The 24,922-nt window shown below is 66.0% G+C and carries 21 protein-coding genes and 1 riboswitch; of the genes, 7 read left to right on the forward strand and 14 right to left on the reverse strand.

Going from position 1 to position 24,922, the window contains the following annotated elements; translation table 11 throughout:
- Positions 1-33: 33 nt before the first annotated feature.
- Entirely contained in the window at positions 34-927 is an 894-nt protein-coding gene (locus DC366_RS06215) for a PRC-barrel domain-containing protein (protein WP_108691302.1), read from the forward strand.
- A 137-nt stretch (positions 928-1,064) separates the two neighbouring features.
- Positions 1,065-2,756, forward strand: coding sequence for a mechanosensitive ion channel family protein (locus DC366_RS06220; protein ID WP_133176176.1), 1,692 nt, complete (start codon positions 1,065-1,067; stop codon positions 2,754-2,756).
- A gap of 28 nt (positions 2,757-2,784) precedes the next feature.
- Here DC366_RS06220 and DC366_RS06225 read toward each other — a convergent pair whose 3' ends face one another.
- The 10 genes from DC366_RS06225 to DC366_RS06270 all read right to left on the reverse strand — a co-directional run bounded on the left by DC366_RS06225 (position 2,785) and on the right by DC366_RS06270 (position 13,835).
- Positions 2,785-3,729: a YihY/virulence factor BrkB family protein gene (locus tag DC366_RS06225; RefSeq protein ID WP_108691304.1), complete on the reverse strand. Its 945-nt coding sequence runs from the start codon at positions 3,727-3,729 to the stop codon at positions 2,785-2,787.
- Positions 3,730-3,810: 81 nt separating this feature from the next.
- The gene (locus tag DC366_RS06230; RefSeq protein WP_108691305.1) at positions 3,811-5,037 is read right to left on the reverse strand and encodes a DUF3618 domain-containing protein; all 1,227 of its coding nucleotides are present in this window, start codon (positions 5,035-5,037) and stop codon (positions 3,811-3,813) included.
- Positions 5,027-5,425 carry a phage holin family protein gene (locus tag DC366_RS06235; protein WP_108691306.1) on the reverse strand — a complete coding sequence of 133 codons (399 nt, stop codon included), beginning with the start codon at positions 5,423-5,425 and terminating at the stop codon, positions 5,027-5,029. The genes DC366_RS06230 and DC366_RS06235 overlap by 11 nt, the downstream gene beginning before the upstream one ends.
- Positions 5,422-6,009 carry a hypothetical protein gene (locus tag DC366_RS06240; protein ID WP_108691307.1) on the reverse strand — a complete coding sequence of 196 codons (588 nt, stop codon included), beginning with the start codon at positions 6,007-6,009 and terminating at the stop codon, positions 5,422-5,424. The genes DC366_RS06235 and DC366_RS06240 overlap by 4 nt, the downstream gene beginning before the upstream one ends.
- 282 nt (positions 6,010-6,291) lie before the next feature.
- On the reverse strand, positions 6,292-7,281 hold the full coding sequence (locus DC366_RS06245; RefSeq protein WP_108691308.1) for an ABC transporter ATP-binding protein: 990 nt from the start codon (positions 7,279-7,281) through the stop codon (positions 6,292-6,294).
- Positions 7,278-8,261, reverse strand: a complete 984-nt coding sequence (locus tag DC366_RS06250; protein WP_108691309.1) for an ABC transporter ATP-binding protein — start codon at positions 8,259-8,261, stop codon at positions 7,278-7,280. The genes DC366_RS06245 and DC366_RS06250 overlap by 4 nt, the downstream gene beginning before the upstream one ends.
- Positions 8,258-9,130, reverse strand: a complete 873-nt coding sequence (locus tag DC366_RS06255) for an ABC transporter permease (protein WP_108691310.1) — start codon at positions 9,128-9,130, stop codon at positions 8,258-8,260. Before DC366_RS06255 ends, DC366_RS06250 begins: the two co-directional genes overlap by 4 nt.
- 1 nt (position 9,131) lies before the next feature.
- Entirely contained in the window at positions 9,132-10,070 is a 939-nt protein-coding gene (locus tag DC366_RS06260) for an ABC transporter permease (RefSeq protein WP_108691311.1), read from the reverse strand.
- A gap of 93 nt (positions 10,071-10,163) precedes the next feature.
- On the reverse strand, positions 10,164-11,756 hold the full coding sequence (locus tag DC366_RS06265) for an ABC transporter substrate-binding protein (protein ID WP_108691312.1): 1,593 nt from the start codon (positions 11,754-11,756) through the stop codon (positions 10,164-10,166).
- Positions 11,757-11,825: 69 nt separating this feature from the next.
- Positions 11,826-13,835: a CocE/NonD family hydrolase gene (locus DC366_RS06270; protein ID WP_108691313.1), complete on the reverse strand. Its 2,010-nt coding sequence runs from the start codon at positions 13,833-13,835 to the stop codon at positions 11,826-11,828.
- Between the two features lie 118 nt (positions 13,836-13,953).
- Here DC366_RS06270 and DC366_RS06275 point away from each other — a divergent pair, with 118 nt between their 5' ends.
- Positions 13,954-14,763: a helix-turn-helix domain-containing protein gene (locus DC366_RS06275; protein WP_165802856.1), complete on the forward strand. Its 810-nt coding sequence runs from the start codon at positions 13,954-13,956 to the stop codon at positions 14,761-14,763.
- 15 nt (positions 14,764-14,778) lie between these two features.
- On the opposite strand, the gene DC366_RS06280 is transcribed toward DC366_RS06275, so the two are convergent.
- Complete coding sequence (locus tag DC366_RS06280; RefSeq protein ID WP_165802857.1) at positions 14,779-16,221, reverse strand: mechanosensitive ion channel family protein; 1,443 nt, start codon at positions 16,219-16,221, stop codon at positions 14,779-14,781.
- A 133-nt stretch (positions 16,222-16,354) separates the two neighbouring features.
- Positions 16,355-16,568: riboswitch (cobalamin riboswitch) on the forward strand.
- A gap of 211 nt (positions 16,569-16,779) precedes the next feature.
- On the opposite strand from DC366_RS06280, the gene DC366_RS06285 reads away from it, so the two are divergent.
- Together DC366_RS06285 and DC366_RS06290 are read left to right on the forward strand one after the other, a co-directional pair.
- Positions 16,780-17,763 (forward strand): FecCD family ABC transporter permease, encoded by a 984-nt coding sequence (locus DC366_RS06285; protein WP_108691386.1) that lies wholly within the window; start codon positions 16,780-16,782, stop codon positions 17,761-17,763.
- Positions 17,760-18,536, forward strand: a complete 777-nt coding sequence (locus DC366_RS06290) for an ABC transporter ATP-binding protein (RefSeq protein ID WP_108691316.1) — start codon at positions 17,760-17,762, stop codon at positions 18,534-18,536. The genes DC366_RS06285 and DC366_RS06290 overlap by 4 nt, the downstream gene beginning before the upstream one ends.
- Before the next feature lie 9 nt (positions 18,537-18,545).
- On the opposite strand, the gene DC366_RS06295 is transcribed toward DC366_RS06290, so the two are convergent.
- Both DC366_RS06295 and cobO read right to left on the reverse strand, forming a co-directional pair.
- On the reverse strand, positions 18,546-19,994 hold the full coding sequence (locus tag DC366_RS06295; RefSeq protein WP_108691317.1) for a cobyric acid synthase: 1,449 nt from the start codon (positions 19,992-19,994) through the stop codon (positions 18,546-18,548).
- Positions 19,995-19,997: 3 nt separating this feature from the next.
- Entirely contained in the window at positions 19,998-20,609 is a 612-nt protein-coding gene (cobO, locus tag DC366_RS06300; protein ID WP_108691318.1) for a cob(I)yrinic acid a,c-diamide adenosyltransferase, read from the reverse strand.
- Between the two features lie 143 nt (positions 20,610-20,752).
- Here cobO and DC366_RS06305 point away from each other — a divergent pair, with 143 nt between their 5' ends.
- Together DC366_RS06305 and DC366_RS06310 are read left to right on the forward strand one after the other, a co-directional pair.
- Complete coding sequence (locus tag DC366_RS06305; RefSeq protein ID WP_108691319.1) at positions 20,753-21,094, forward strand: zinc ribbon domain-containing protein YjdM; 342 nt, start codon at positions 20,753-20,755, stop codon at positions 21,092-21,094.
- A gap of 189 nt (positions 21,095-21,283) precedes the next feature.
- On the forward strand, positions 21,284-22,087 hold the full coding sequence (locus DC366_RS06310; RefSeq protein ID WP_108691320.1) for a lytic murein transglycosylase: 804 nt from the start codon (positions 21,284-21,286) through the stop codon (positions 22,085-22,087).
- A 384-nt stretch (positions 22,088-22,471) separates the two neighbouring features.
- On the opposite strand, the gene ligD is transcribed toward DC366_RS06310, so the two are convergent.
- A partial coding sequence (gene ligD, locus DC366_RS06315) for a DNA ligase D (protein ID WP_243405050.1) occupies positions 22,472-24,922 on the reverse strand: 2,451 nt, incomplete at its 5' end.

Consider the following 24,922-nt stretch of genomic DNA (forward strand, 5'->3'; position numbering starts at 1 on the left):
CAGCAATGCGCAGTTTGAAACGAGGAGAAGAACATGAAACGCTTTTTGACCACGACCGCAATCGTATTGGCAATGACCGGCACCGCGCACGCGCAGTCGGACACAGGCTCGTTCGGGCAGGTGACCTATCAGGAAGGTGATTTCTATGCCTCCGACCTGATCGGCATGCGCATCTACAATTCCGAGACCCAGATGGACGCAGATGCCACCATCGCGGATGGCGGCGAGCAGGAATGGGATGACATCGGCGAGATCAACGACATCATCGTCACCAAGGATGGTCAGGTCAGCGCCGTTATTCTGGGCGTCGGGGGCTTCCTCGGCATGGGCGAGCGTGACGTGAGCGTGTCCATGGACGACATCACCGTCGTTCGCGAAGAAGGCGACAGCGACGACCGTTTCCTGGTGGTCTCGACCTCCAAGGAGGCGCTGGAAGCAGCACCTGCCTATGAGCGCGCCGATGCGGACATGGATGCCGATGTGGCCAATGACGATGTGGCCAATGATGATGCTGCAGCGACAGATGATGCTGCGGTGGTGAAAGACGAAGCCGCAGCCGATGGCACCATGGCCGCACAGGAAGGCCAGCGCCAGATGCTGACACGTCCGGCCGTCGAGCGCGAAGGCTATGCCGAAGCGGACATGGAAATGGTCAGCCAGATGACATCCGAAGATCTGGAAGGCACCACTGTCTACGGCGCCAATGACGAAAGTGTCGGCGAGATCGAATCGCTTATCGTCGGTGACGACGGCAAAGTGAGCGAGATCGTCATCAATGTCGGCGGTTTCCTCGGCCTTGGCGAAAAGCCGGTTGCAGTCACCTTTGACGAGCTGCAGATCTTGCGCGAAGAGGGCGGCGACGACTACCGCATCTATATCGACAGCACCGAACAGGCGCTGGAAGCACAGCCCGAATTCGAGGGTTGATCGCCACAGCGATATGACAGACATCAGGCCCATCCCTTGCGGATGGGCCTTTTTCTTGTGCGCATGGGGCCTGCACGGGTAGGGTCGGGCGCCCGGCGACAGCCGCGGCGCAGGCAGTCAAGGGAGAGGGGTGCAGCATGACCGGCGCGCGGATCATAGGGATGAGACTGGCGGCGCTGGTGCTGGCGCTTGCGCCGGTGGCGGCGGCCGGGCCGGGCGGCGCGCAGGAGGCGGCGGCCGAATGGTACGAGGCGCCTGCAGAGATTGTCAGCGCACCGCAGAATGCGACCGACATCCAGCGCCGCACGCCGCGCGAAAGCGTGCGCAACTTCATCGAGGTCTCGGATGCCGGGCGCCATGACGCCGCGGCGTATTTCCTCAACCTGTCCGATCTGCCCCAGGACGAGCGCGCCGCGGCGGGCGCCGATCTGGCGCGCCAGTTGGCCATCGTGATCGACCGCCAGCTCTGGATCGACTGGGCAAGCCTGTCTGCGCGGCCCGATGCGATGCAGGAACATGGCGGCGCCAACAGTGCGCTGGCCGGCAAGGCGCGCCGCGATCTGGGGCTGAAGCTGGCGCAGGTGGACGGGCAGGCCTATGAGATCCGCCTCGGGCGCTACAAGGCCGAGGGCGCCGATCCTGTCTGGCTTTTCACGCCGCAGACGGTGGACAATATCCCCGTGCTCTATCGTGCTTTCGGCCCCGCCTGGTTCGAGCGGCACATTCCCGACCAATTGACCCAGAGGGTGGCGGGGCTGCGGCTCTGGGAATGGATCCTGCTGCCATTGATGCTGGGTGCGCTTTTCGGGCTGGGATGGGCGGCGCAGCGGCTGGTTGGCTTTGTCGGTGCGCGCCTGCCCAAATCCTATCTGCGTCAGGCGATGGAGCGTTCACGCGTGCCCATGGGCCTTGTCGTCGTGGCGATCGCGGCGCAGTTCATGCTGGAGCTGGGGGTGTCCTTTTCCGGGCCCGCCACCACGATATTGCGGCCCTTCCTTCTGATCGTGATGGTGTCGGGGATCGGCCTGACCGCCTTGCGTGTCGTCGACGCCATTCTGGACCGCATCACCCTGCGGGTGATCGGCGATATCGACGACACGCGCAGCCTGGACGAGCGCGAGCTTTATACCTCGATCTACGCCGTGCGGCGGATCATCGTGCTGCTGATGGTCGGGATCGCGATCATCGTCGTTTTGTCTCGGCTGAACCTTTTTGACACGCTCGGCATGTCGCTGCTGGCCTCGGCGGGCCTGCTGACGGTGCTTCTGGGGATCGCGGGGCAGGCGGTGCTGGGCAATATCATGGCCTCGCTTCAGATCGCATTGGCCAAGCCCATCCGCATCGGCGACAGCATCCTGTTCGAGGATGACTGGGCCTATGTCGAAAGCATCTTCTACACGTTCCTGCGCCTGCGCACCTGGGACGAGCGGCGCATCATCGTGCCAGTCAAGTATTTCGTCTCACAACCGTTCGAGAACTGGTCGGTCACGGATGCGCGCATCCTCAAGACGATCACGCTCTTTCTGGATCACAAGGCCGATATCGACACGCTGCGCGAGGTGTTTTTCGATCTGGCCAAGCAGGATGAGGGCGTGATCGAACCGGAGGAGCATCTTTTCGCGGCCGTCACAGATCACACGGCGCACGGGCAGGAAATGTCGTTCTACGCCATGTCGCCCGATCCCTCGACAGGCTGGTCCACGGCGATGCGGCTGCGCGAGAAGCTGCTGGCACATATCCGGGAAAACCATCCCGACTGGTGGCCGCAAGAGCGGTTCCTGTCCGGCGCGGGCGAGGGCAGCCGCAAGGCAGCGGCGGCGGCGGACTGACCCCCGCCGCCGCGCGGGCCGCGCCAGGTCAGTCCTGACGCCCGCCCAGATTGTCGGCCTTTTCCGCGCCGCGCTGTCCCATCGGCTCGTCCGCGCCGATAGTGGTGTCATAGCGCGTCTGCGCCTCCATCTCGGCGTTCAGCTCCGCGCCCATGATCACGATATAGGCCGAGATCCAGAGCCACATCAGCAGAACGATTGCGCCGCCCAGCGAGCCGAAGCTTTCGTTGTAGGAGCCGAAATTCGCGACATAGATGCCGAACCCGATCGACGCGATCAGCCACAGCACGCAGGCGATGATCGATCCGGGCGAGGCCCACCGCCATTCCGCGCGGTCCCGATCCGGCCCGAACCGGTAGAGAAACGCGAGCGCGGCCATGAGCAGAACCAGCATGAGCAGCCAACTGGCGGCGGTGATGGCAAACTCCGCCCCTTGTCCAAGCGACACGAAGGACAGCGCCACGGGCACCGCCATCAACAGCACCATCGCCAGAACCGCGCCGAGGATCAGCGCCAGCGTGAGGCCAAGCGTGATCACCTTCAGCCAGATGAAGCCGCGCGTCTCTTCCTCGTCATAGGCAACATTCAGACCCTCGATCAAAGCGGCCACGCCCTTGGACGCCGCATATATCGCCAGCATGATACCCAGCACCGCGGCCAGCCCCAGACCGCCCTGGCGCGAGCCTGCGACCTTTTCGGCCTGCGACATGATGATTGATGCCACCTCGCGCGGCATGATGTCGGTCAGGGTCTGCAATTCCTCGACGATCTGGCCCGGCTCCACCAGCAGCCCGCCGATGGCAAGAAGCGCCGTCAGCGCCGGAAAGAGGGCGAGCAGCACGTAAAAGGCGATGCCCGCGGCAATCAGCCCGACATGATCGCTGGCCATCTCGTCCTTGACGCGAAAGGCGATATCCTTCCAGCCCTTGGCCGGAATATGGGTGGGTTTTTCAGCGTGCCTGCCACGGGCCATCGGGATCGCTCCTGCTACGAAGATATGGGGCAGGGCGGCCCGGCATCACCGGGCCGCCCTGAATGCATGCTGACAGGCTGCTCAGCTGTCTTTCTTGACGTCGCCGAGGTTTTCCTCCTCGGCCTTGTCCTTCACGGCGCCCGCGACGCGGTCCGCTGCGGATTTGGCCTTGCGGGCGGCCGCATCGGTTGCATCGGCCGCGTCCCCTTGCAGGTCCGACGCGACATTCTTGGCCTCGTCGATGCCGGCCTTGGCGACGCGCTGCGCCTTTTCCACCTCTTCGTGGTAGATGCGCTCGGCCTCGTCATAGAGATCGTCGCTGTATTCGCCGACATATTCGTCCTCAAGCCGCGTGCGCGGCAAGGCGCCCGCGACGGCCGCGCCCACGGCAAAGGCCAGCGCGCCCACGACAAGCGGATGCTCTTCGTAGAAATCGGCGACCTGATCGGCCCCGCGGTTGAGCCGCCGCGCCGCCGCGTCGCGCGCGTCCATGGCCCGGGCGCGGGCCGCGGCGATGCGCTCGCGCGCCTCTTCGGACAGATGCTCGGTGCCCTCGCTCAGGCGGCGCTGCACGGCGTCGGCATGATGCGCGGCGCTGCTCCAGACATTGCCCGCGGCGTCGCGCACGCTTTGCGCGGCGCTGCTGGCGGTATCGGCGGCGCCCTGCACCGCGTCGCGGACGGTGCCGGCGGCCTTGCCGGCGCCGGACGAGACGGCATCCGCCGCGCTGGACGAGCTCGACGCGACAGCGTCGCGCGCGCCGCTTGCCGCATCACGGACGTGATCGCCGACATGCGAGCTGGCCTCGGACACGCGCGCGCCCAGCGAAGGGCCGCCGTGGTGGCTGCCCTCCAGCTCGCCGCGGTCCCAGTCGCGCGCCCATGCGGGCTGTCCGGGGTTCGGGCGGTCCGCTGTCTGGCGGGCTCCTACCTGCCGGGCTGCTGTCTTGGGGCCGGTATAGCTGGCGCCGCGCCGGGCTGCGTATTGCGGCACGTCCTCGTCGAAATCGCGGCGGTCTCGCGGTGCGCTGTAGCGATCATCATAGCCGGACGCCTTGCGATTGTTGCCGAACATCAGCCATGCAAGGCCGACACCGGTCAGCGCCAGCGCCACGGGATTATCGCGCGCCGATTGCGCCACCGAGCGGCCGAAATCGCCGCCATGTTCGCGCACCTGATCGCCGAATTGCTGGAACATGCCGTCAAAGGACAGGCGGTTCTGCAATCCGTCGATGGAATCGCGCAGCCCGGCGCGTTCGCGCTCGATCTCGCGCTCGATGTCTTCGGGGGAACGGGTATCATTTGTCATCGTAGGCATCCTTTATGGCATGTGCATCACGCTTGACGTTCTTGGTCGTGCGCGACGGTGCGAGGCTGGACAGCTTGAGGTCATTGACCCCCTTGCCGACCATGACGAAGGCGATGATGGCCAGGACCGCACCGACGATCAGCGCGCTCCAGCCCGCATCGATCCCGGCCTCGGTCAGGGCGGCGACAAGCGCCGCGGAGAGGACATTCAGCGCCGTGAGGGCGATGATGACCGCGCCCACGATCAGCCCGAGCGCCACCGCCGCCTTGTTGAGGTTCTCCGACATCTCGGCGCGGGCCAGGTCCACTTCCTTGCGCACCAGCGCGCTGACGTGGTTGAGCGCCTCGCCCAGCATGTCGGTTACGGATTTGTTGTTCGCATCGCTCATGATGTACCTCCTGCGGTGCCGGGTGTGCGGGGCGTGGCGGGTGTGCCTGCCGCGCCGCCGGGGCGGGTGCGCGCGTGAACGCCCGAGGCGGTCTGAACATCCGCCTGCGCCGTGTTGCGCGCGCTGTAGGGCGCGCGGTCATCGCCGTCCTGCGTGTTGCCGCGATCATCGCGGCGCGCCGATGCGGTGGCAAAGCGCGTGGCGGCAAACCCGGCCAGCGCGATGCCGCCGATGAACAGCAGCGGATTGCGCTTGGCAAAATCGCTCAGCTCGCCGGCCATTTCGCCAAGATCCTTGTCGCGGATGGCTTCGGACATGTCCGCCAGCCCGCCTGCGATCTGGCCGATCGTGCGCTCCTGCGGCGATCCGCTGCGCATGTCCTCGGCGGCCTTGCGCAGGCCCGACGCCACGTCCGAGACTTCGTCGGCGACGCCCGACTTGGCGCTGTCGGCGCGGCGCATCGCCTCTTCGCGAACGGCGCTGGCGGCGTCCTGCGCAGTATCGCGCGCGCTGCTGCCCAGATCCTCGGCGGCGGATTTGGCCTTTTGCTTGATATCGTCGTTGGGTGCGTTGGATTTCGTCATGGGGGCTCTCCTGATGATCAGAATGCGAGATTGAGGATGGCGAGGATCACCACGATCAATCCGATGAGGTAAAAAATTCCGTACATGTCTTCCTCGATCTTGTTGGGACTCACAAAGCTGTGACTGTTTAGACAAGACAGGACGGGCGCAGTTTGTTCCCCAAAAAACGACAAGGGGCCGCGCAGCCGCACGGATGGCCGCCCGGATGGGGGGCGGCGCGACTACATGCCTGAAGGTCGCGGGAAAGGAGGGCCGACTTGCGGCTGCCGCGGCGCGCGGCGTTTACCCGCCGCTTGCGTCCGTGCAGACCGGGAAGTGGCAGGTATAGGCGTGGTCGGGCGTCTGCCGGGACACGTCGGGCGCCTCGCTCGCGCAGATCTCGCGCGCTCGCGGGCAGCGGCCATGAAATTCGCACCCGGCGGGCCTGCTGCGCGGGCTGGGCATCTCGCCCTCCAGGGTGATGCGCGCGCGGGCGGCATCGGGGTCCGGCTCGGGGTTGGCCGACAGCAGCGCCTCGGTATAGGGATGGCAGGGCGCGGACCAGATGCGGTCCGTCGGTCCCTGCTCGACGAAGCGGCCCAGATACATGATAGCCATGCGGTCGGTGATGTGGCGCACGACGTTCAGATTGTGGGTGATGACAAGGATCGCGATGCCCAGACGCGCCTGCATTTCGGCCAGAAGGTTCAGCACCTCGGCCTGCACGGACATATCAAGGCCCGCCGTCGGCTCGTCCGCGATGATCAGGCGCGGGTCCAGCGCCAGCGCGCGCGCCACGCCCACGCGGCGCGCCTGACCACCTGACAGCTGGTGCGGAAAGCGCGAGGCGAAATGCGCGGGCAGGCCGACCATCTCCAGCAGGCGCGTGGCCTCGGCGCGCATGTCGCCGCCCTTGCCGTGGATGCGCAAGGGCTCGGTCACGAGGCTGCCGACCGTCAGGCGCGGCGAGAGCGAGCCGGTGGGATCCTGCCACATTATCGCCATTTCGCGCCGCAGCCGCGCATATTCGCGCGCCCCGGCCTGCGTGATGTCCTGCCCGTCAAAGCGGATGGTGCCCGAATGGGCGCGCTTGAGCCCGATCAGCGTGCGCGCGACGGTGGACTTGCCCGACCCGCTTTCGCCCACAAGGCCCAGCGTTTGGCCCTTGTCGAGCGTGAAGGACACGCCAGCCACCGCGTCGAATTCACGCTCCGCCCCGGTCAGCGCGGCGCGCACCCGGCCCATCGACGGATAGCGGATGCAAAGGTTCTCGACCTCCAGAAGGGCGCTCATGTCCGGGCCTCCGTATCCAGAAGATGGCAGGCGGCGGTGTGATGCGCGCTCGCCCGGCGGGCCGCGGGATGCTCGGCGCGGCACCGGTCCCAGGCATGGGCGCAGCGGGGGGCAAAGATGCACCCTTCCGGCACGTTCACAAGGTCCGGCAATGTGCCCGCGATGGTGGGCAGATGGCGCGTCGCCTCCTTGATGCGGGCCGGATCGCACTCCAGCAGCGCCTGCGTGTAGGGATGGGCGGGCGCGTGAAAGACGCTGCGCACATCGCCCTGCTCGACCACCTCGCCGGCATACATCACGGTCACGTCGTCGCAGAGCTCGGCCACGGTGCCCAGATGATGCGACACGAACACGATGGCGCAGCCGATCTCCTGCTGAAGCTCGCGCAAAAGCTCGATGATCTGCACCTCCAGCGTGGCGTCCAGCGCCGTCGTCGGCTCGTCCGCGATCAGAAGGTCGGGCTTGGTCAGCAGCGCCATCGCGATGCAGACGCGCTGGCGCATGCCGCCCGAGAACTGGTGCGGATAGGAGCCAAGCTGCGCGGCGGCGTCGGGGATGCCGACGCGGTCCAGCATTGCGGCGGCGCGGGCGCGTTTCTCGGCGCTTGTGCCGGGGTCGCGATACTGGATATCCAGCATCTGCCGGCCGATGGTGATGACCGGGTTAAGCGCCGTCATCGGATCCTGAAAGATCATCGAAACGCGCTGTCCGCGCATGTCGCGCAGCTGCCGGTCGCTCATCTTGGTGACGTCCTGCCCGTCCATCAGGATCGCCCCGCCGGTGACCTGACCGTTGCCTGCCAGCAGGCCCGACAGGGCATAGGCCAGCGTTGACTTGCCGCAGCCGCTTTCGCCGACAAGGCCCATGATGCGGCCTTTGGGCACGTCCACGTTGATGCCGCGCAGCGCGTGCAGCCGCCCGCGCGGGGTGCCGAAATCGATCGACAGATCGCGGACCTGCAAAAGGGGGGCGTCGGTCATAGGTTGCGCCTCAGCTTGGGGTCGAAGATGTCGCGCAGCGCCTCGCCAAGGAAGGTAAAGCCGAGCGTGACAAGGATGATCGGCACCGAGCCGGCGATGACCGGCCAGGGCGAATTGCGGATGAAGTTGTAGCCGTCATTCAGGATCGTGCCCCACGAGGGCGCGGGCGGGCGCACGCCCATTCCGAGGAAGCTGAGCCCCGCCTCGGTCGCGATCACCATGGGCACGTCCATGCTGGCAAGGATCAGAAGGGGGCCAAGCACGTTGGGCAGCACATGCAGACCGAGGATGCGGAAGGTGCTGGCGCCCATGGCCTTTTCGGCAAGGATGAACTCGGCGCTGCGCAGCGTCTGCGTCTGGGTGCGCACGATGCGCGCATAGATCGGGATCGACGTGATCGCGACGACAAGGATCACGGTATAAAGCGACGGGCCGATCAGCGTGACCACGGCAAGGCCGAAGACGATCACCGGAAAGGAGCGGATCGCGTCGAAGACCAGCAAGAGGATGTTATCGAGCCATTTCGGCCCGTATCCCGCGATCAGCCCCAGCGCGAGGCCGATGGTCATCGCCGCGCCCAGCGTGGCGACCGCCACCAGCATGGCAATGCGCCCGCCCGCGATCACCCGGCTCAGCAGATCGCGGCCCAGATGATCGGTGCCCAGCCAATGCGCCGCCGACGGGCTGCCCATGCGCGGGCCCAGCATGATCTGGTTGGGATCATAGGGCGCCAGCCACGGCGCGAAAATCGCGGTGCCGACGACGATCAGCACAAGGATCAGCCCCATCAGGCCCATCGGATTCTGCGCCAGTTGGCCCAGATAGATCCGCAAGGCGGAGGGCGATTTGTAGGTGGCGGTCTCGGTCATGTCACAGCCCCTCGCGCTGGCGCGGGTCGAGCCACGCGATCACCAGATCCGAAATCAGCGTCGCCAGCACGATGATCGCCGTGGTAATCAGCACCGCGCCAAGGACGATGGGATAGTTCCGCTCGTTCACCGCCGCGACGATCAGTGCGCCGATACCGGGGCGGGCAAAGATCACCTCGACAAAGACGGCGGCGGAAAACAGATGCGCCACGCCCGCGCCGATCAGCGTGACGGCCGGCAGCACCGCGATGCGCAGCACGTAGGCGCGGGTGATGCGCCGCTCGGTCAGACCGAAGGCGCGCGCCATGCGCACGTGGCTCTCGCCCATGACCTCCAGCATGGAGGCGCGCACGATGCGTGCGATATAACCCACCCAGGAGACGCCGACGGCGAAGGCCGGCAGGATCAGGTGGATGATCTGGTCGCCAAGCCCCTCGCCCGCGCCGATGGCGGGCAGCCACCCCAGCCAGACCGCAAAGATCAGCACGCCGTAAAGGGCCATGACGAAGGACGGAATGGAAATGGTGCCGACCGACAGCACGCCGGTGACGCGGTCGATCCACGTGTTGCGGCGGATCGACGAATAGGCGCCCAAGGGGATGCCGATGGCCGCGGCCCAGAGTATCGAGACCGAAATCAGCGACAGCGTGTAGGGCAGCGCCTCCATCACGATGGTGGTGACGGAGCGGCCGGTGAACACGTCCGTGCCCATGTCGCCGCGCAGCAGGTTGCCGAAGAACGTCATCATCTGGATGGCAAAGGGCCGGTCCAGCCCCATCGCCTCGCGGGTGCGTTCGATCAGTTCGGGCGTGGCGCGCGGGCCAAGCACCATCACCGCCGGATCGCCCGGCACGAGGTGCAGCATCACGTTGAGCAGCGTCACCGCAACGGCGATGATCAGCGCCGACAGAAAAACCCTTTGGAGTGCATAGATTGCCATGGTTGCGCGGCCTCTTTGCTGCGCCGCGCGGGGCGCGCGGCCGGGGGGTGCCGCGGCCCCGCCGGATGCGGGGCCGGGCGCCGTTTCAGATGCTTACGCGGGCTTGAAGCCCAGGTAGAGCGGGCGCGCATCGGGGCGCAGCGCCGGCTCCAGATCATCGCGGAACATGACCGGACTGCCCTCATGGGTCAGGAACCGGTAGGCGCCCGATTCCTCCATCATGTCCTGCATCTGGCGATACATGTCGCCGCGCTTGTCCTTGTCGCTCTCGCTCAGCGCGGCCTCGTGAAGCTTGTCGAATTCGGGGTTGGAAAACCGCTCCCAGTTCCAGACGCCGACCTGCTCGGTCGTGAACCACGTGGTCGCATAGAACGGGTCCGGCATCATCGAAAAGCGGTTGATGACAAGCTGCATTTTCTTCCAGCGGTCGCCCTCGCTCTCCATCCCCAGCGTCCAGAAAGAGCCGCTGTCCTGCACGTTGACCTGCACCTGGATGCCGATCTGGCCCAGCTGCGCCTGGATGACCTCGGCGATGGTCTTCCACGTGGTGGCGTTGAGCGTGTCGATGGTGAGCGGCTGCGACGGCGCGCCGCCGGCCTTTTCCAGATACTCGCGCGCCTTGTCCAGATCGCCCTCGGGCGGGACCAGCGATTTCTCGCGATGGCCAATCAGGCCCGGCGCGATCAGGCCCGTCGAAGGCTCTGCCGCGCCGAAATAGGCGGCATCCATGATCTGCGGCACGTTGATCGCATACTGGATCGCCTTGCGCAGGTTTTCGTCCTTCAGCGTCTCGTTCTCGACGTTCATGCCGACCCAGACGTAATAGAGCGACGGATATTCCTCGATCACCGTGTTCTTGGGCGGGCGCGCCTTGTAGTTCTCAAGGCTGGACAGGCTGATGGCGGTATAGTCCAGATCGCCGGCCTCATAGGCGCGCTCGGCGACCTTTTCATCGTCCATCGGGATGATGCGGATCTCGTCATAGCCGGGCTTCAGATCGCCGGAATAGTCGGGGTTGCGCACCATCTTGACGTATTGGTTGGGCTTCCATTCCTCCAGAATGTAGGGGCCGGAGAACGCGGGCGGCTCCATGCCGAAATCGCTGCCATCCTCGGTGGCCTCCATCACGGCCTTTTTCGACACGATATGGCCCACGCCGTAGGGAATCGTGATGGTCCAGAGCGGCTGGAACGGCTTTTCCAGCACGATTGTGCCAGCGTATTTGTCGTCCGGGTCCAGCTCGACAGATTGCAGCGGGCCCCAGTCGCCCTTGACGGGGCTGTCATGCTCCAGCACGCGCTCGAAGGAGAATTTGACGTCCTCGGCCGTCATCTCGCCATAGCCGCCCGAAAACATGATGCCCGGCTTCAGCTTGAAGCGGATATTCGTGTCGTCGATCTGCTCCAGCTCCTCGGCGGCCTCCAGCTCGATCTCCCATTCGCGGCCCGGCTTGTAGCGGGCCAGCTTGGAATAGATGCAGTTCATCACGTCGACGTTATAGCCGTTCTGGTAGAAACCGGGGTCCAGCTTGTCGATATCGGCGTAGGAAAAGGCGCGCAGCACGCTGCCCGATTGCGCATAGAGCGCATTGGCCAGCGGCATGGTGCCGGCGGCAAGCCCTGCGGCGGCGGCCCCTTGCAGGAAGCCGCGCCGGCCGAGGGTGATGGTGTGAACTTCGTCTTTCATGGTATTGATCCTCCTTGGTTTTTGGGTGCGGTGCGCCTCATGTGCGCCCGTCATTGATGTCGGCAGACTCTAGACGTGATCGCGCGGAATCGTCTCGTCCCAGTCCTGTTCATGGGCCAGTGTATCACCTTCCCACGCGCGCAGGCTTGCACGAATGCGCAAGGCGTCTGCGGTGCTGGTCACATATGTTTCGGTTTCGGTCCGCACGGACCAGTCGCCGCGCTGCATGGCGTGGTGCCATGTGATCTGCGCGGTCGGGGCGTGGTCGGCGGCGTTTTCCAGCGCGTAGGTCTCGGTGCATTTGGCGGTGACGGTCAGATCATTGTCCTTGATGCGGAACGTGCCGTCATCATCGGTGATCGTCACCCGCGCGCCGCCCTGACCCGTGCGCTCCACCTGCCAGTCAAAGCCGCCCTTGGCCAATATCTCCACCTCCAGCGGCGGGGCGGCCCTGGGCGTGCCCAGATCGCGCAGATCCCCGTCGGTGCCGCTGCGCTCCGGCAGGGTGAGCGTGCATTTCGCCAGATCGAGCGTCAGCGTCGCCGGCTCCGGCGCGGGCCATGCCATGGGGAAATAGGTGTTCGACAGCGCAAGGCGCAGGACATGCCCCTTGCGCAGGGTTTGCGCCACGTGTTTCAGCGGCACCTGCGCGCTGTATGTCTGACCGGGGACCAGCGGCTCGGGCGTCTCGTGGCTGTCACGGTGCGTCAGGTTCAGCATGCCGTAGGTGACGCGCGTGGCGCTGCCATCCGGGGCCACGTCGACCAGCCGCGCGGCGATCAGCGCGACGGGTTTGTCGCAGGTAAAGGTGATGTCGAGCGTGGCGTCGCCCGCAATCTCGAAATCCGCCTCCAAGGGCGCGGTCTGGAAGGTGACGCTGGCCTCGTCATCGGGGCCCTGATCCACCGGCTGGTCGCCGTGATTGGCGTAAGAGCACCACTTGCCCGCCTGCAAGCCGACGGTCGCGGGCGTGGCGATCTCGGCGCTGCCGCTGCCGCTGCCGCCGCGTTGCAAGCTGCCGCTGTCGCTCATGTGCCACGCCGTGCGGCTGATATTGGGCGAGGGCCATGACGGCTCGGACACCCAGCGGCCGGCGCGCGTCTCGTAGCTGCCCTGTGGCGCCGCGTGATCCTGCATGAAGAGCCTGATCTGCGGCTCGTCCATGATGCCGGTCTCGGCGCCTTTCAGCCAGTGATCCCACCAGCGCAGCTCCTCGTCCAGCCAGTTGATGGCGGGGCCGGGGGCGCCGATATGGGGATATTTATGCGCCCAGGGACCGACCAGCGCCTTGCGCGGGCAGCTGAGGTTCTCCATCAGGCGGAACACCGTGCGCGGATACCCGTCGGCCCAGCCGGAGGCGGCATAGACCGGCACCTGCACGGCCGAATAATCCTCGCAGATCGAGCCGTGTTTCCAGAACGCATCGCGCGTCTGATGCTCCAGCCAGTTCTTCAGCCACAGGCCGCTGCCGCGCAGACGGTCCATCCACATCCCGCGCCAGCGATCGCCCACATGGCGCGGATCGGGCGCATTGGCGTTGAAGCCGAACATCGTCGCGGCCCAGCTGATCTGCTCGCACAGCATGGTGCCGCCCATGTAATGAATGTCATCCGCATAGCGGTCATCGGTGGAGCAAAGCGTCACGATCGCCTTGAGGGCAGGCGGCTGGAGCGCCGCGATCTGCAGCCCGTTGAAGCCGCCCCACGAGATGCCGACAATCCCGACGCCGCCATCGCACCAGTCCTGCGCGGCCAGCCATGCGATGATGTCGCATCCGTCCTGCAGCTCGGAGGCGGTGTATTCGTCCTGCATCACGCCTTCGGATTCGCCGCAGCCGCGAATGTCGACGCGCACGTAGGCATAGCCGTGCCCGGCGATATAGGGCGCGCGGGCAATGTCGCGGGCGAGCGTGCCGTCATTCTTGCGATAGGGCAGATATTCCAGGATCGCCGGGACCGGCGCGCTGCCCGCATCCTCGGGCAGCCAGATGCGCGCGGCCAGACGGGTGCCATCGGGCATGGTGATTTCGGTATGCTCGATCTCGCGCACGCGGCGCGGATAGTCGGAGACGATCTGCATGGCTCTGGCCCGTATGTCAGTAAAAGTTGGCACCAGTAAACGCGTGGAATCGCGATCCGGCAATTTCGCAACCACGCAGCACTTGACACTTTTTGTGCGTCAGTATGCGATAGGCGGCATGAGTGATGACCCGTTTGCCGCCAACCTTGCCTATGCCTGCAGCCTGCTGCCCTCGATCGCCGAGGTGTGCCGCCGCGTTGCCATCAACCGCCAGCAATTCAACAAGTATCTGGCCGGATCGGTGCGCCCGTCACGCCACAACATGCGGCGGATCTGCGATTTCTTCGGCGTGACCGAATCCGAGCTGCTGATGGATCCGGCGCGCTTTGCCAGCCTGATTTCGCTGCGCAAACCGTCCCAGACCAATACCGCGCTCCCGCATCACCTGAACATGATCGAGAATCTGCACCGTGCCTCGGGCGAGATGAGCCGCTATTGCGGCTGGTATTTTCGGTATTTCTATACGTTCGGCTATCCGGGCCGCATCACGCGGTCGCTGGCGGTGATCTCGGAAAAGGAGGGCCGGCACCTGTGGAAGAATATCGAGGTGGGCGTCGATCCCGAACATCTGCGCGAGCGTTTCATCGGCAAATACGAGGGGCTGGCCTTTCATCTGGGGCACCGCATCCACATCGTCGAGCATGACGTTCTGGCGGCCAGCTCGATCACGCAGCTGATGCTGTATCCGTCCTATACGCCCCGGCCCGGCCATCTGCGCGGGGTGCAGACCGGCGCGTCCATGCGGCGCGGGCGCAAGCCGGCGGCGTCGGCGGTGATGCTGGAATATCTGGGCGAGCAGATCGATACGCGCCGCGCATTGGCGCGCTGCGGGCTGTTCGAGCCGCACGAGTTGGACGACTGGATCAAGCGGCTGATCGAGAACCGGATCGATCCAGGCGAATGGGTGTTCGAGATCGACGAGATCTGAGCGGTCGCCGCGCCGTCAGCGCTTGCCGGTGCCGCTGCCCGGCTCGGGCGCCAGCAGGTTCTCGCCGGTGTCGGCCAGATCCGCCGCGTCGGCCTGTCGCTGCAGCTCGCCCGCCTCGGAGGTCAGATCGCCTTCGCCGGTCGACACGACGGCCGCATCCTCTTCGGCCTCGGCCGCTTGGGGTTCGTGCGGCGCGATCTGGACCCCGCCGTCATCGGCGTCCGCATGGCGCAGCAGCACGCCATCGGGGAAGATGATCTCGCGCGCGGAATCGGGCATCGAGATACCGGCATTCTGCAGCGCCAGCTTGACCTGCCGCATCACCGCCGAGCGGACCTTGAAGATCGAATAGGATTTGCCGTCGAACCAGTATTGCACGCGGATATTGACGGTCGACGCGCCCAGTTCGTCCACCAACGCGCTGGGCTCGGGATCGTCCAGAACGGCGGGATGGCCGCGCAGCGCGGCGATCATGACTTCCTGCGCCTTCAGCACCGAATCGTCATAGCCGATGCCGACGATGAATTCAGACCGCCGGTTGGGATTGCTGGAAAAGTTCTCGATGATGCTTTTGTAGACGACGGCGTTGGGGATCTGCACATGGTTGCCATCCAGCGTCAGCAGCACGGTCGTGCGCATGTTGAGGTTCTGCACGATGCCCTGATGATCGGCCACGCGGATCCAGTCGCCCGCGCGGAACGGGTTGCGAACGCTCAGCAGGATACTGGCCAGCGAGTTCTCGGCGATCTCGCGGAACGCAAGGCCGACGATGATGCCGACCAGCCCCGTGCCGCCCAGAACCGTGATCGCCAGCCGGGTCAGGCCCGCGATCTGCAGGATCAGATAGATGCCGATCAGGATGACCGGGATCGACACCACCCGCGCCACGAAGTTCAGCAACAGCGGCGACGTGATGCGCCGGCGCAGCGACCGGCGCGCCAAGGCGGCCACGCCGCGCGACAAAAGCCATGCCAGAACAAGGATCAGGATGGCGGCGAAGGTCAGCGGCGCGAACCACTGCGCGCGCTCGGCCAGCCGCTCGATCTCGCGCCATGTGGGCGTCAGATCCCAGCTGATGTCGGGCGTCACCTCGATCCGGTCCACCACGGCGACCACGCCCTCGGTGCGCAGGGCAAGCTGGCGCGCCCATTCCTTGCGCTCGTCGTTTTCGGCGGTGCCGTCGATGAACACGATGCCTTCGCTGACTTCGACATCCAGCGCGTCGAACCAGCCGCTGGCGGTCAGGATGCGGGCCAGCCGGTCCTCGATATCGGTGTCGCGCACATCGGGCGCGACGGCGATTTCCTTTTGCGGATCGCTGGCGGCCGATTCCAGCGCGGTGGGCGATGTCTGCGCCGCGCCGGGCGCCGCGGGCAGTATCGTCGCCGCGGTGCAGAGCGCCAGCAAGGCGGCGCGCAGGGCGCCGAAAGCGGGCAGTTGTGGTAGGCGCTGGGTCATCTGTCCATCCATTTGCGGGCCGGGCCGCCAGCGTAGCGGCGGCGCGCGGCGCTGACCAGTGCATCTTGGGCGCCGCGGCCCGCCAGGGGGAACAGGGCGTGCAATCGGGCATTTTCAATCGCCGCGATTCGCTTTAGCAAGGGCGTGCTTCGGTCCGGGCGGTTCCGCCGTCCGGTTAAAAGGGAATGCGGTGCGGCCTGATCACCCGGCCAATACCGCAGCTGCCCCCGCAACTGTAAGTGGCGAGCGATGCCGGATAAATGTCACTGCCGCAGATCATCGCGGTGGGAAGGCCCGGCCAGCAATGACCCACAAGTCAGGAGACCTGCCGCAGCCGTCACCCTGTCAGGGCGCGGGGCGCGTCCAGTCAACGGAGCTATTCCGTAGAGGTGGTGTCATGCACCGTCTGCGGAGGCGATCCCCTCCAACGACATATCGTTAGGGTCTTGCCCCCGCGGGCGAATGGAAGAATATCAACATGATACGCCATAGTCTTGATGTGCCGCGCGATGCGCCTTGCCGCCCGCCAGCGCGCCGCCACCTGGCCGGAGCGACGCCGTGAGCCGCGTGATCGCGGCGCTGGCGCTTGCGGTGCTGGCGCTTTTCGCGGGCTCGCTGCTGATCGGGCCCGCGGGGCTGGGGATCGGCGAGAGCGTGAGCGCGCTGATCCTTGGCGGCGATGGCCCGCTGCCCATGGTGATGCGCCAGATCCGCCTGCCGCGCGCCCTGCTGGCGGTGATGATCGGCGCCAGCCTTGGGCTGTCGGGCGCGGCGCTGCAGGGGTATCTGCGCAATCCGCTGGCCGAGCCGGGGCTGATCGGCGTGTCAAGCTCGGCCGCGCTGGGGGCGGTCCTGTCGATCCAGACGGGGTTTGCGGCGGTGTTCGCGCTGGCGCTGCCGGTCGCGGCGCTGATCGGCGCGCTGCTTGGCGTTCTTCTGGTGCTGGCGCTGGCGGGGCGCGGAGGCGCGTCGCTGACGCTGATCCTGGCGGGGATCGCGGTGTCGGCGCTGGCCGGGGCGATGACGACGCTGGTTCTGAACCTGTCGCCGAACCCCTTTGCCGCCAACGAGATCGTGTTCTGGATGATGGGCAGTCTTGCGGACCGCTCGATGACGCATGTGTGGATCGCGCTGCCCTTCATGGCGCTGGGCTGGCTGCTGCTGGGCACTGTCGGGCGCAGTCTGGGCGCGCTGACGCTGGGCGAGGATGCAGCGGCCGCCATGGGCGTCAGCCTGCCGCGCCTGCGGCTGGTGATCGTGCTGGGCACGGCCTGCGTCGTGGGGGCCGGGACGGCGGTGGCGGGGGCCATCGGCTTTGTCGGGCTGGTGGTGCCGCATATCCTGCGCCCGCTGGTCGGCGCGCATCCGGGGCGCCTGCTGTGGGCGTCGGCGCTGGGCGGTGCGGTGATGCTGCTGGCCGCCGATATCGCCGTGCGCATGGTGCTGCCCGAGCGCGATCTGAAGCTGGGGGTTCTGACCGCGCTGGTGGGCGCGCCCTTGTTCCTGCATCTGATCTACAAGCTGCGAAAGGGCGATCTATGAGCCTCATGTCCGTCTCGAACCTGTCGGTTCGGCTGCGCAATCGCCAGATTTTCAGCGACGTGTCGTTCGACATCGGCGCGGGCGAGGTCGTGGGCCTGATCGGGCCGAATGGCGCGGGCAAGACAACGCTGATGCGCGCGGCCCTCGGGCTGATCGAGCATGGCGGCACCAGCTCGCTCGCGCAGCTGGGCGCCGGGCCGCGCGCCAAGGCCGTGTCGTGGATGCCCCAGTCGCGCGAGATTGCTTGGCCGGTCAGCGTCGAGACGCTGGTGATGCTGGGCCGCTTGCCGCATCTTGACCCCTACAGCCGCCCCACGGCGCAGGACCATGCCCGCGTCGATGAGGCGATCGGATGGATGGAGCTGGAGGGGATGCGCCACCGCACCGCCACGCGCCTGTCGGGGGGCGAGCAGGCCCGCGTGCTGATCGCCCGCGTGCTGGCGCAGGGCACACCGCTGCTGATGGCGGACGAGCCGATTGCCGGGCTGGACCCGGCCAATCAGATCGCCACGATGGAGACATTCGCGCGGCTGGCGGCCTTGGGCAAATCGGTGCTGGTATCCCTGCATGATCTGGGCCTTGCCGCGCGGCATTGCACGCGCGTGCTGATGCTGGGGCAGGGCGGGCTGGTTGCGGACGGGCCTGCCGAGAAGGTGCTGACGCCCGAGCGGCTGGCCGAGATCTTCCACATCACCGCATGGTATCAGAACACCGATCAGGGCCCCGTGTATCAGCCGCTCGACGTCATCGGGCGCGGGCCGCGTTCGGGGTGATCGGGCGCGTCACGCCGCCAGCGAGAGCAATCCCTCGACGTCCAGATGCGCCTCGACATGTGCGGCCAGCGCGTCGAGCGTCGCCTCCACCCCCGCGGAATAGGCGTGATCCGACGGCTGCGCGCCCAAGGCCGCGAGCCACGCGCGGCGAAAGCTGTCATCGGCGAACATGCCGTGCAGATAGCTGCCCGCAACGCGCCCGTCCGCCGATATGGCGCCTTCCGGTCGGCCGTTCACCTGGGCGAAGGGGCGGGCGCAATCGGGCCCGTCCGATTGGCCGATGTGGATCTCGTACCCCGCGAAGGGCAGGTCCAGCGCGGCGTGGCGCGCATGTGCCAGTGTCGTTTGCTTGTCGCCGCCCATGACGGTGCGGATGTCCAGCAGACCAAGGCCCGGCGTCTCGCCCGGCGGGCCTTCGATCCCGGCGGGATCGGCCACATTTTGCCCCAGCATCTGGTAGCCGCCGCAGATGCCCAGGACCCGCCCGCCGCGCCGGTGATGCGCGATCAGGTCGATATCCCAGCCCTGCGCGCGCAGGAATGCCAGATCGCCGCGCGTGGATTTCGTGCCCGGCAGGATCACCAGATCCGCGTCCGCCGGGATCGGCTGGCCGGGGGGCAGCATGGTGACGCGCACGCCCGGTTCCTGTGACAACGGGTCCAGATCGTCGAAATTGGCGATGCGCGACAGGCGCAGGCAGACGATGTGAAACCCCGCACGCCGAGGCGTCTCGGCGATATCGAGCGCGTCCTCCGCGGGCAGGCGCCAGGCTTCCGCGAACCACGGCAGGACACCATAACCGCGCCAGCCGGTCATGCGCCCGATCGCCGCATAGCCCTCATCGAAAAGACGAGGATCGCCGCGAAACTTGTTGATTATGAAGCCTTTTATCAGATCCGCATCCACCGGCGGCATCACCGCCTGCGTGCCCACGATCTGCGCGATCACGCCGCCGCGGTCGATATCTCCGCACAGGATCACCGGCACGCCAGCCGCCTCGGCAAAGCCCATGTTGGCAATGTCGCCCCGGCGCAGGTTGGTCTCGGCGGGGCTGCCGGCGCCCTCAATGATCACCAGATCATGCCGCGCGCCAAGGCGGCGGAAACTGTCCAGAACCGCGCCCATCAGCGTGGGTTTCAAGGCAGCGTAGTCGCGCGCCCGCGTGCTGGTCAGCCGCTTGCCCTGCACCACCACCTGCGCGCCGGTCTCGGTCTCGGGCTTCAGCAGGACGGGGTTCATGTCGCTATGCGCGGCCAGCCCGCAGGCCATGGCCTGAAGCGCCTGCGCGCGCCCGATCTCGCCGCCATCGGCGGTCACGGCGGCGTTGTTGGACATGTTCTGCGGCTTGAACGGCGCGACCGACAGACCGCGCAGCCGCGCCGCGCGGCACAGACCCGCGACCAGCATCGACTTGCCCACATTCGAGCCGGTCCCCTGGATCATCAGCGCGCGCGCCATGCGCTACATCTCGATCCCGTTCTGCGCCTTGATCCCGTCGCGGAAGGGATGTTTGATCAGCGTCATCTCCGTGACCAGATCGGCCGCCTCGATCAGCTCGGGCTTGGCGTTGCGGCCCGTGAGGCAGACATGCGTCATTCGGGGTTTTTCGTGCAGCAGGAAATTCACCACCTCGTCGATGTCCAGATAATCATAACGCAGCGCGATGTTGATCTCGTCCAGCAGCACGAACTGGATTTCGGGGTCGAGGATCTGCTCGCGGGCGATCTTCCAGCCGCTTTGCGCGGCGGCGATATCGCGCTCGCGGTCCTGCGTCTCCCAGGTGAAGCCCTCGCCCGAGACGAAAAAGCGGCACTCATCGGCAAAACGCTCGCGCAGCAGCATCTTCTCGCCGGTCTGCCAGTCGCCCTTGATGAACTGCACCACCGCGCAGGGCATCCCATGCGCGATGCAGCGCATGATCATCCCGAAACCGGACGAGGATTTGCCCTTGCCCGACCCGGTATGAACCATGATCAGGCCCTTTTCCTCGGTCTTGGTCTCCATCATCTTGTCGCGCGCGGCCTTGATCTTGCGCATCTTTTCGGCGTGGCGGGTGTTTTCATCTTCGGACATGAGGCAGCTCCGTTGGATAGGGCGCAGGGCGTTGGCAGGCGAAGGCGGAATGTGCCGCGCGCCCGGCCCGCGGTCAAGCGCGTCCGCGCGGCAAGGGCCGATTGCTCTGGCAGATTGCGCCGGATGCAGCTAAGCCCTCTGGCATGAGCCAGACACTTCCCCCATGCCCCGAATGCGCGTCCGCGTTCACCTACCAGGTGGATGCGCTGCTTTTGTGCCCCGAATGCGGCCATGAATGGGCCGAAGGCGAGGCTGCGGATGACAGTGCGCAGGTGCGCGATGCGGTCGGAAATATCCTTGCCGATGGCGATACGGTGACGGTGATCAAGGATCTCAAGCTCAAGGGCTCTTCCTCGGTGGTCAAGGTCGGAACCAAGGTGCGCGGTATCCGGCTGGTCCCCGGCGATCATGACATCGATTGCAAGATCCCCGGCGTCGGACAGATCGGCCTGAAGTCGAAATTCGTCAAGAAAGTGCTGGATTGAGGCGCACCGTTTGATGCCGGATGCGGCAGGCCGGCGGCAAAATACCCGCTTTTGCGGCACATCGCCCGTCTTTTGCCCCCTGTGCTACGCCGGCCGGCGGCAAAGAGCTTGATCGCCGGGCCAATCGGCGACAGCATGGTCAGGACGGCCGCCCGCCCGGGATGTGCCAGTTAGAAAGCGGAGTATTTCATGCGTTCAGTATCCATTCTCTCGACGGCCTTTGCGCTGTTGGCCGGTTTTGCCGCCCCCTTGGCCGCGGCCCCTTGCGGTAACAATTCGGGCGGCTTTGCCGCATGGAAGTCGGCCTTTGCCCAGGAGGCGGCCAGCGCCGGTGTCGGGCAGCGCGGATTGGACGCGCTTGCGCAGGCGCAATATGCCTCAAGCACCATTGCCGCGGACCGGAACCAGAAATCCTTCAACTACTCGCTGGAGAAATTCATGCAGGTGCGCGGCGCGGACACGATCGTCGCGCAGGGCCGCCAGCGCAAGGCGCGCGACGCAGGATTCTACGCCTCGCTCGAGGCCCGCTTTGGCGTGCCGGCGGGTGTCATCATAGCCATACACGGGATGGAAACCGGGTTTGGCGGCTTCATGGGCGACAGCTCGGTCGTCTCGGCCATCACGACGCTGGCCTATGATTGCCGGCGGTCCGATTTCTTCAAACCCCACGCCATCGGCGCGCTGATGCTGGTCGATCGCGGTGCGATCACCGGATCCACCAAGGGCGCGAAACACGGCGAGCTGGGCCATACGCAGTTCCTGCCGGGCAATGCGCTGCGCTACGGCGTCGATGCCAATGGCGACGGACGCGTGGATTTCTACAACCAGGCTGACGCGCTGGCCTCGACCGCGAACTTCCTGAGCCAGAAGGGCTGGCAGCGCGGCGCCGGATATGGCGAAGGCCAGACGAATTTCGCCGTGATCAAGCAATGGAACGCCGCGGGCGTCTATCAAAAGGCGATTGCCATCATGGCCGCGCGGATCGACGGCTGATTTTGAGGGCAGGTCAATGTTGGCGAGTGTCGGCGGGGGGGCGCAAGCCCTGATTATCCCCCCAGAGGATGGCAGAGTAAGTATGAAGGATACATGACGCAAATTCTGCGTGGCTTTTATCGGGGATAAGGGAGAGGATCTTCTGATCGATGACGCCACGATGAAAGGAGCAACCCTGCTTCCGGAAACAGGCGGTCGAGGATTTCGGACCGAACGCGCCGCACGGTGGGCCGGTTCAGTCGTTTCGCACCCCCTCTATCGGACAAACTTATCCCGGAGCCTGTTGCGGCGATCTATTGCGGCGATCTGGGCGCCGTCTGGTTCCTCTGCGCGTTGTCGGAGGACAACATATTGCTGGACCGAATCTGGAAAAACGAATGCCAGCTATTCTTCCGACAATCTCTGGAGCGCGTCGATCACGCTGTCGCTCAGGGTTTGCAGATTGTCCTGCACCTGCGCTGCGGGGCAGCCCGTCTTCAGCCGCGCGGCCATGTCCGACATCGAGAAGCGGTTGGCGCCGTCCAGTGTCTTCAACTCATCCCAACTCACGGGCACGGCCACCGGACCGCCGGGGCGGGCGCGCAGGGAATAGGGGGCTATCGCCGTCGCGCCGCGCTCATTGCGCAGCCAGTCGATGAAGATGCGGCCCCGGCGTTTGGATTTCGACATCGTCGCCGTGTAGCGGTCGGGCGCGCGGTCGGCCATCACATGCGCGAAGGTCTTCGCAAACAGCTTGACCGTGTTCCAGCCGCGGGTGCGCCGCAGCGCCAGCCAGACGTGCACGCCCTTGCCGCCGGTGACGATTGCGCCGCTTTGCAGACCCAGGTGCGCCAGCGCATCTCGGACATCGAAAGCCGCATCCTGCACATCGGACCAGTCCAGTCCTTCGTCGGGGTCCAGATCGAAGACCAGCCGGTCGGGCCGTTCCAGCCGGTCGGTGCGTGCGCCCCAGATGTGGAACTCGATGCTGCCCATCTGCGCCGCCGCGATCAGGCTCTCGGTGCGGGTGGCATAGAGGTAATCGGCGCTGCCTTCATCGCTTTCCTCGATACTGACGCGCGACAGCTCGTGGGGCATGCCGCCGCCATCGTGTTTCTGGAAAAAGCACGGCGCATCGATGCCCGACGGGCAGCGAAAAAGCGACAGGGGCCGGTGGCCCGCCAGCGCGATCAGCCGTTCGCCGACTCGCGCGTAGTGGCGCGCCACGTCGCCCTTGGTGCAGCCCGCATCGGGGAAAACGGGGCGGCCTGCGCTGCTGATGCGGATGCCCTGAACGGTGATTTCGCTGCCATCTTCCATCGGTTCCTCCAGTTGCACATCGCGGGCCTTCTTGTCATCGCGCAGACCCAGGAAACTGCCATGCCTGACATAGCCATCCTTGGTGAATTCCGTGAATTCGACTTCGGCCACCAGATCGGCGCGCACCCATTGCGCATCGCGTGCGATGTCGCCGGGAACGTCTTCGCAGGGGGGCGTCTTGCGCGGGGTCATCGCGCTCGCCACATCGGCCATCGCCGCGTCGGAAAACCCGGTGCCGACGCGGCCCTTGTAGCGCAGCGCATCGCCTTCGTGGCTGGCCAGCAAGAGCGAGGCAAAGGGCCGCCCCGCCTTGTCCGACGGGGAGTAGCCGACGATCACGAATTCCTGCCGGCGCGTGCATTTGACCTTGCGCCAGACATTGGTGCGGGTGCCGCGATAGGGCGCATCAATGCGTTTGCTGATGATGCCCTCGGCACCGGCCTTGCAGGCGTTGGCGAACACCTCGGGGCCCTTGCCGACGATATGTTCGCTCAGCCGCAGGGGGCCGCCGGTCGGCACACCGGACAGCAACCGTGCCAGACGTTCACGCCGCTCGATCTGCGGTGTTTTGCGCAAATCCTCGCCGTCGATGCGCAGCAGGTCGAAGGCAAAGAAGACCAGCGCAGAGCCCTCTTTCAGCGCCTCTTGCAGCGCGGAAAACGCCGAGCCGCGGATACGCGCGGCCATCACCTCGCCGTCGATCAGGGCCGCGTCGCAGGGCAGGGGATCGAACGCACCGCCGAGCGCGTGAAACCTGTCGGTCCAGTCTTTGCCCGAGCGCGTGAACAGCCGCGTGCCGCCCTTGCCGAGCGCGGCAAGGCAGCGATAGCCGTCGAACTTCGTCTCGTGCAGCCAGTCATCGCCTTCAGGCGCCTCGGCCACGAGCGTGGCAAGCTGCGGCTTGGTGAAGGCAGGGCGCTTGCGGGTCCGGTCGGGGGTGATCTCGGGCGGAGCCTTGGCCGGTACGTCATCGGCGATCTGCTTCATCGTGCGGCCCGTCCTGACCGAGACGGCATCCCCCTTGGTAAAGCCGTCGGGATCATCGCCTGCATAATCGTCGCGCTCCTTGATCAGCAGCCAGTTCTCGCGCGTCTCGCCCGGTTTTCCCCGCATCCGCACCAGTGCCCAGCCGCCCTTCATCCGCTGGCCTTGCAGGGTGAATTTCAGCTTGCCGTCCGCCAGACCCTGTTCAAAATCCTCCTGCGGCACCCAGGTTCCGGTGTCCCACAGCATCACCGTGCCGCCGCCATATTCGCCTTTCGGGATCGTGCCCTCGAAATCACCGTAATCCAGCGGATGGTCTTCTGTCCGCACCGCCAGACGCTTCTCTCCCGGATCGGGCGACGGCCCCTTGGTGACCGCCCAGCTGAGCAGCACGCCATGCCATTCCAGCCGGAAATCGTAGTGCAGACGGCTGGCGGCATGTTTTTGCACCAGAAAACGTCGCCTTGAGCGGCCCTTGCCCACCTCGCCGCGCGGCTCGCCCGTGCGGGAAAAATCCCGCTTGGCGTTGTAATCGGCCAGTGGATCGGGCGA

The organism is Pelagivirga sediminicola (assembly GCF_003072125.1).
Lineage (GTDB): Bacteria > Pseudomonadota > Alphaproteobacteria > Rhodobacterales > Rhodobacteraceae > Roseovarius > Roseovarius sediminicola.

What these genes read in the sequence shown, in the direction of transcription:
- DC366_RS06215 (WP_108691302.1), top strand. Translation starts at nt 34, where the DNA reads ATGAAACGCTTTTTGACCACGACCGCAATCGTATTGGCAATGACCGGC.
- DC366_RS06260 (WP_108691311.1), bottom strand. Translation starts at nt 10,070, where the DNA reads ATGGCAATCTATGCACTCCAAAGGGTTTTTCTGTCGGCGCTGATCATC.
- DC366_RS06275 (WP_165802856.1), top strand. Translation starts at nt 13,954, where the DNA reads ATGAGTGATGACCCGTTTGCCGCCAACCTTGCCTATGCCTGCAGCCTG.
- DC366_RS06225 (WP_108691304.1), bottom strand. Translation starts at nt 3,729, where the DNA reads ATGGCCCGTGGCAGGCACGCTGAAAAACCCACCCATATTCCGGCCAAG.
- DC366_RS06250 (WP_108691309.1), bottom strand. Translation starts at nt 8,261, where the DNA reads ATGACCGACGCCCCCCTTTTGCAGGTCCGCGATCTGTCGATCGATTTC.
- DC366_RS06295 (WP_108691317.1), bottom strand. Translation starts at nt 19,994, where the DNA reads ATGGCGCGCGCGCTGATGATCCAGGGGACCGGCTCGAATGTGGGCAAG.
- cobO (WP_108691318.1), bottom strand. Translation starts at nt 20,609, where the DNA reads ATGTCCGAAGATGAAAACACCCGCCACGCCGAAAAGATGCGCAAGATC.
- DC366_RS06290 (WP_108691316.1), top strand. Translation starts at nt 17,760, where the DNA reads ATGAGCCTCATGTCCGTCTCGAACCTGTCGGTTCGGCTGCGCAATCGC.
- DC366_RS06235 (WP_108691306.1), bottom strand. Translation starts at nt 5,425, where the DNA reads ATGAGCGATGCGAACAACAAATCCGTAACCGACATGCTGGGCGAGGCG.
- DC366_RS06305 (WP_108691319.1), top strand. Translation starts at nt 20,753, where the DNA reads ATGAGCCAGACACTTCCCCCATGCCCCGAATGCGCGTCCGCGTTCACC.
- DC366_RS06230 (WP_108691305.1), bottom strand. Translation starts at nt 5,037, where the DNA reads ATGACAAATGATACCCGTTCCCCCGAAGACATCGAGCGCGAGATCGAG.
- DC366_RS06255 (WP_108691310.1), bottom strand. Translation starts at nt 9,130, where the DNA reads ATGACCGAGACCGCCACCTACAAATCGCCCTCCGCCTTGCGGATCTAT.
- DC366_RS06310 (WP_108691320.1), top strand. Translation starts at nt 21,284, where the DNA reads ATGCGTTCAGTATCCATTCTCTCGACGGCCTTTGCGCTGTTGGCCGGT.
- DC366_RS06270 (WP_108691313.1), bottom strand. Translation starts at nt 13,835, where the DNA reads ATGCAGATCGTCTCCGACTATCCGCGCCGCGTGCGCGAGATCGAGCAT.
- DC366_RS06240 (WP_108691307.1), bottom strand. Translation starts at nt 6,009, where the DNA reads ATGACGAAATCCAACGCACCCAACGACGATATCAAGCAAAAGGCCAAA.
- DC366_RS06265 (WP_108691312.1), bottom strand. Translation starts at nt 11,756, where the DNA reads ATGAAAGACGAAGTTCACACCATCACCCTCGGCCGGCGCGGCTTCCTG.
- DC366_RS06280 (WP_165802857.1), bottom strand. Translation starts at nt 16,221, where the DNA reads ATGACCCAGCGCCTACCACAACTGCCCGCTTTCGGCGCCCTGCGCGCC.
- DC366_RS06220 (WP_133176176.1), top strand. Translation starts at nt 1,065, where the DNA reads ATGACCGGCGCGCGGATCATAGGGATGAGACTGGCGGCGCTGGTGCTG.
- DC366_RS06245 (WP_108691308.1), bottom strand. Translation starts at nt 7,281, where the DNA reads ATGAGCGCCCTTCTGGAGGTCGAGAACCTTTGCATCCGCTATCCGTCG.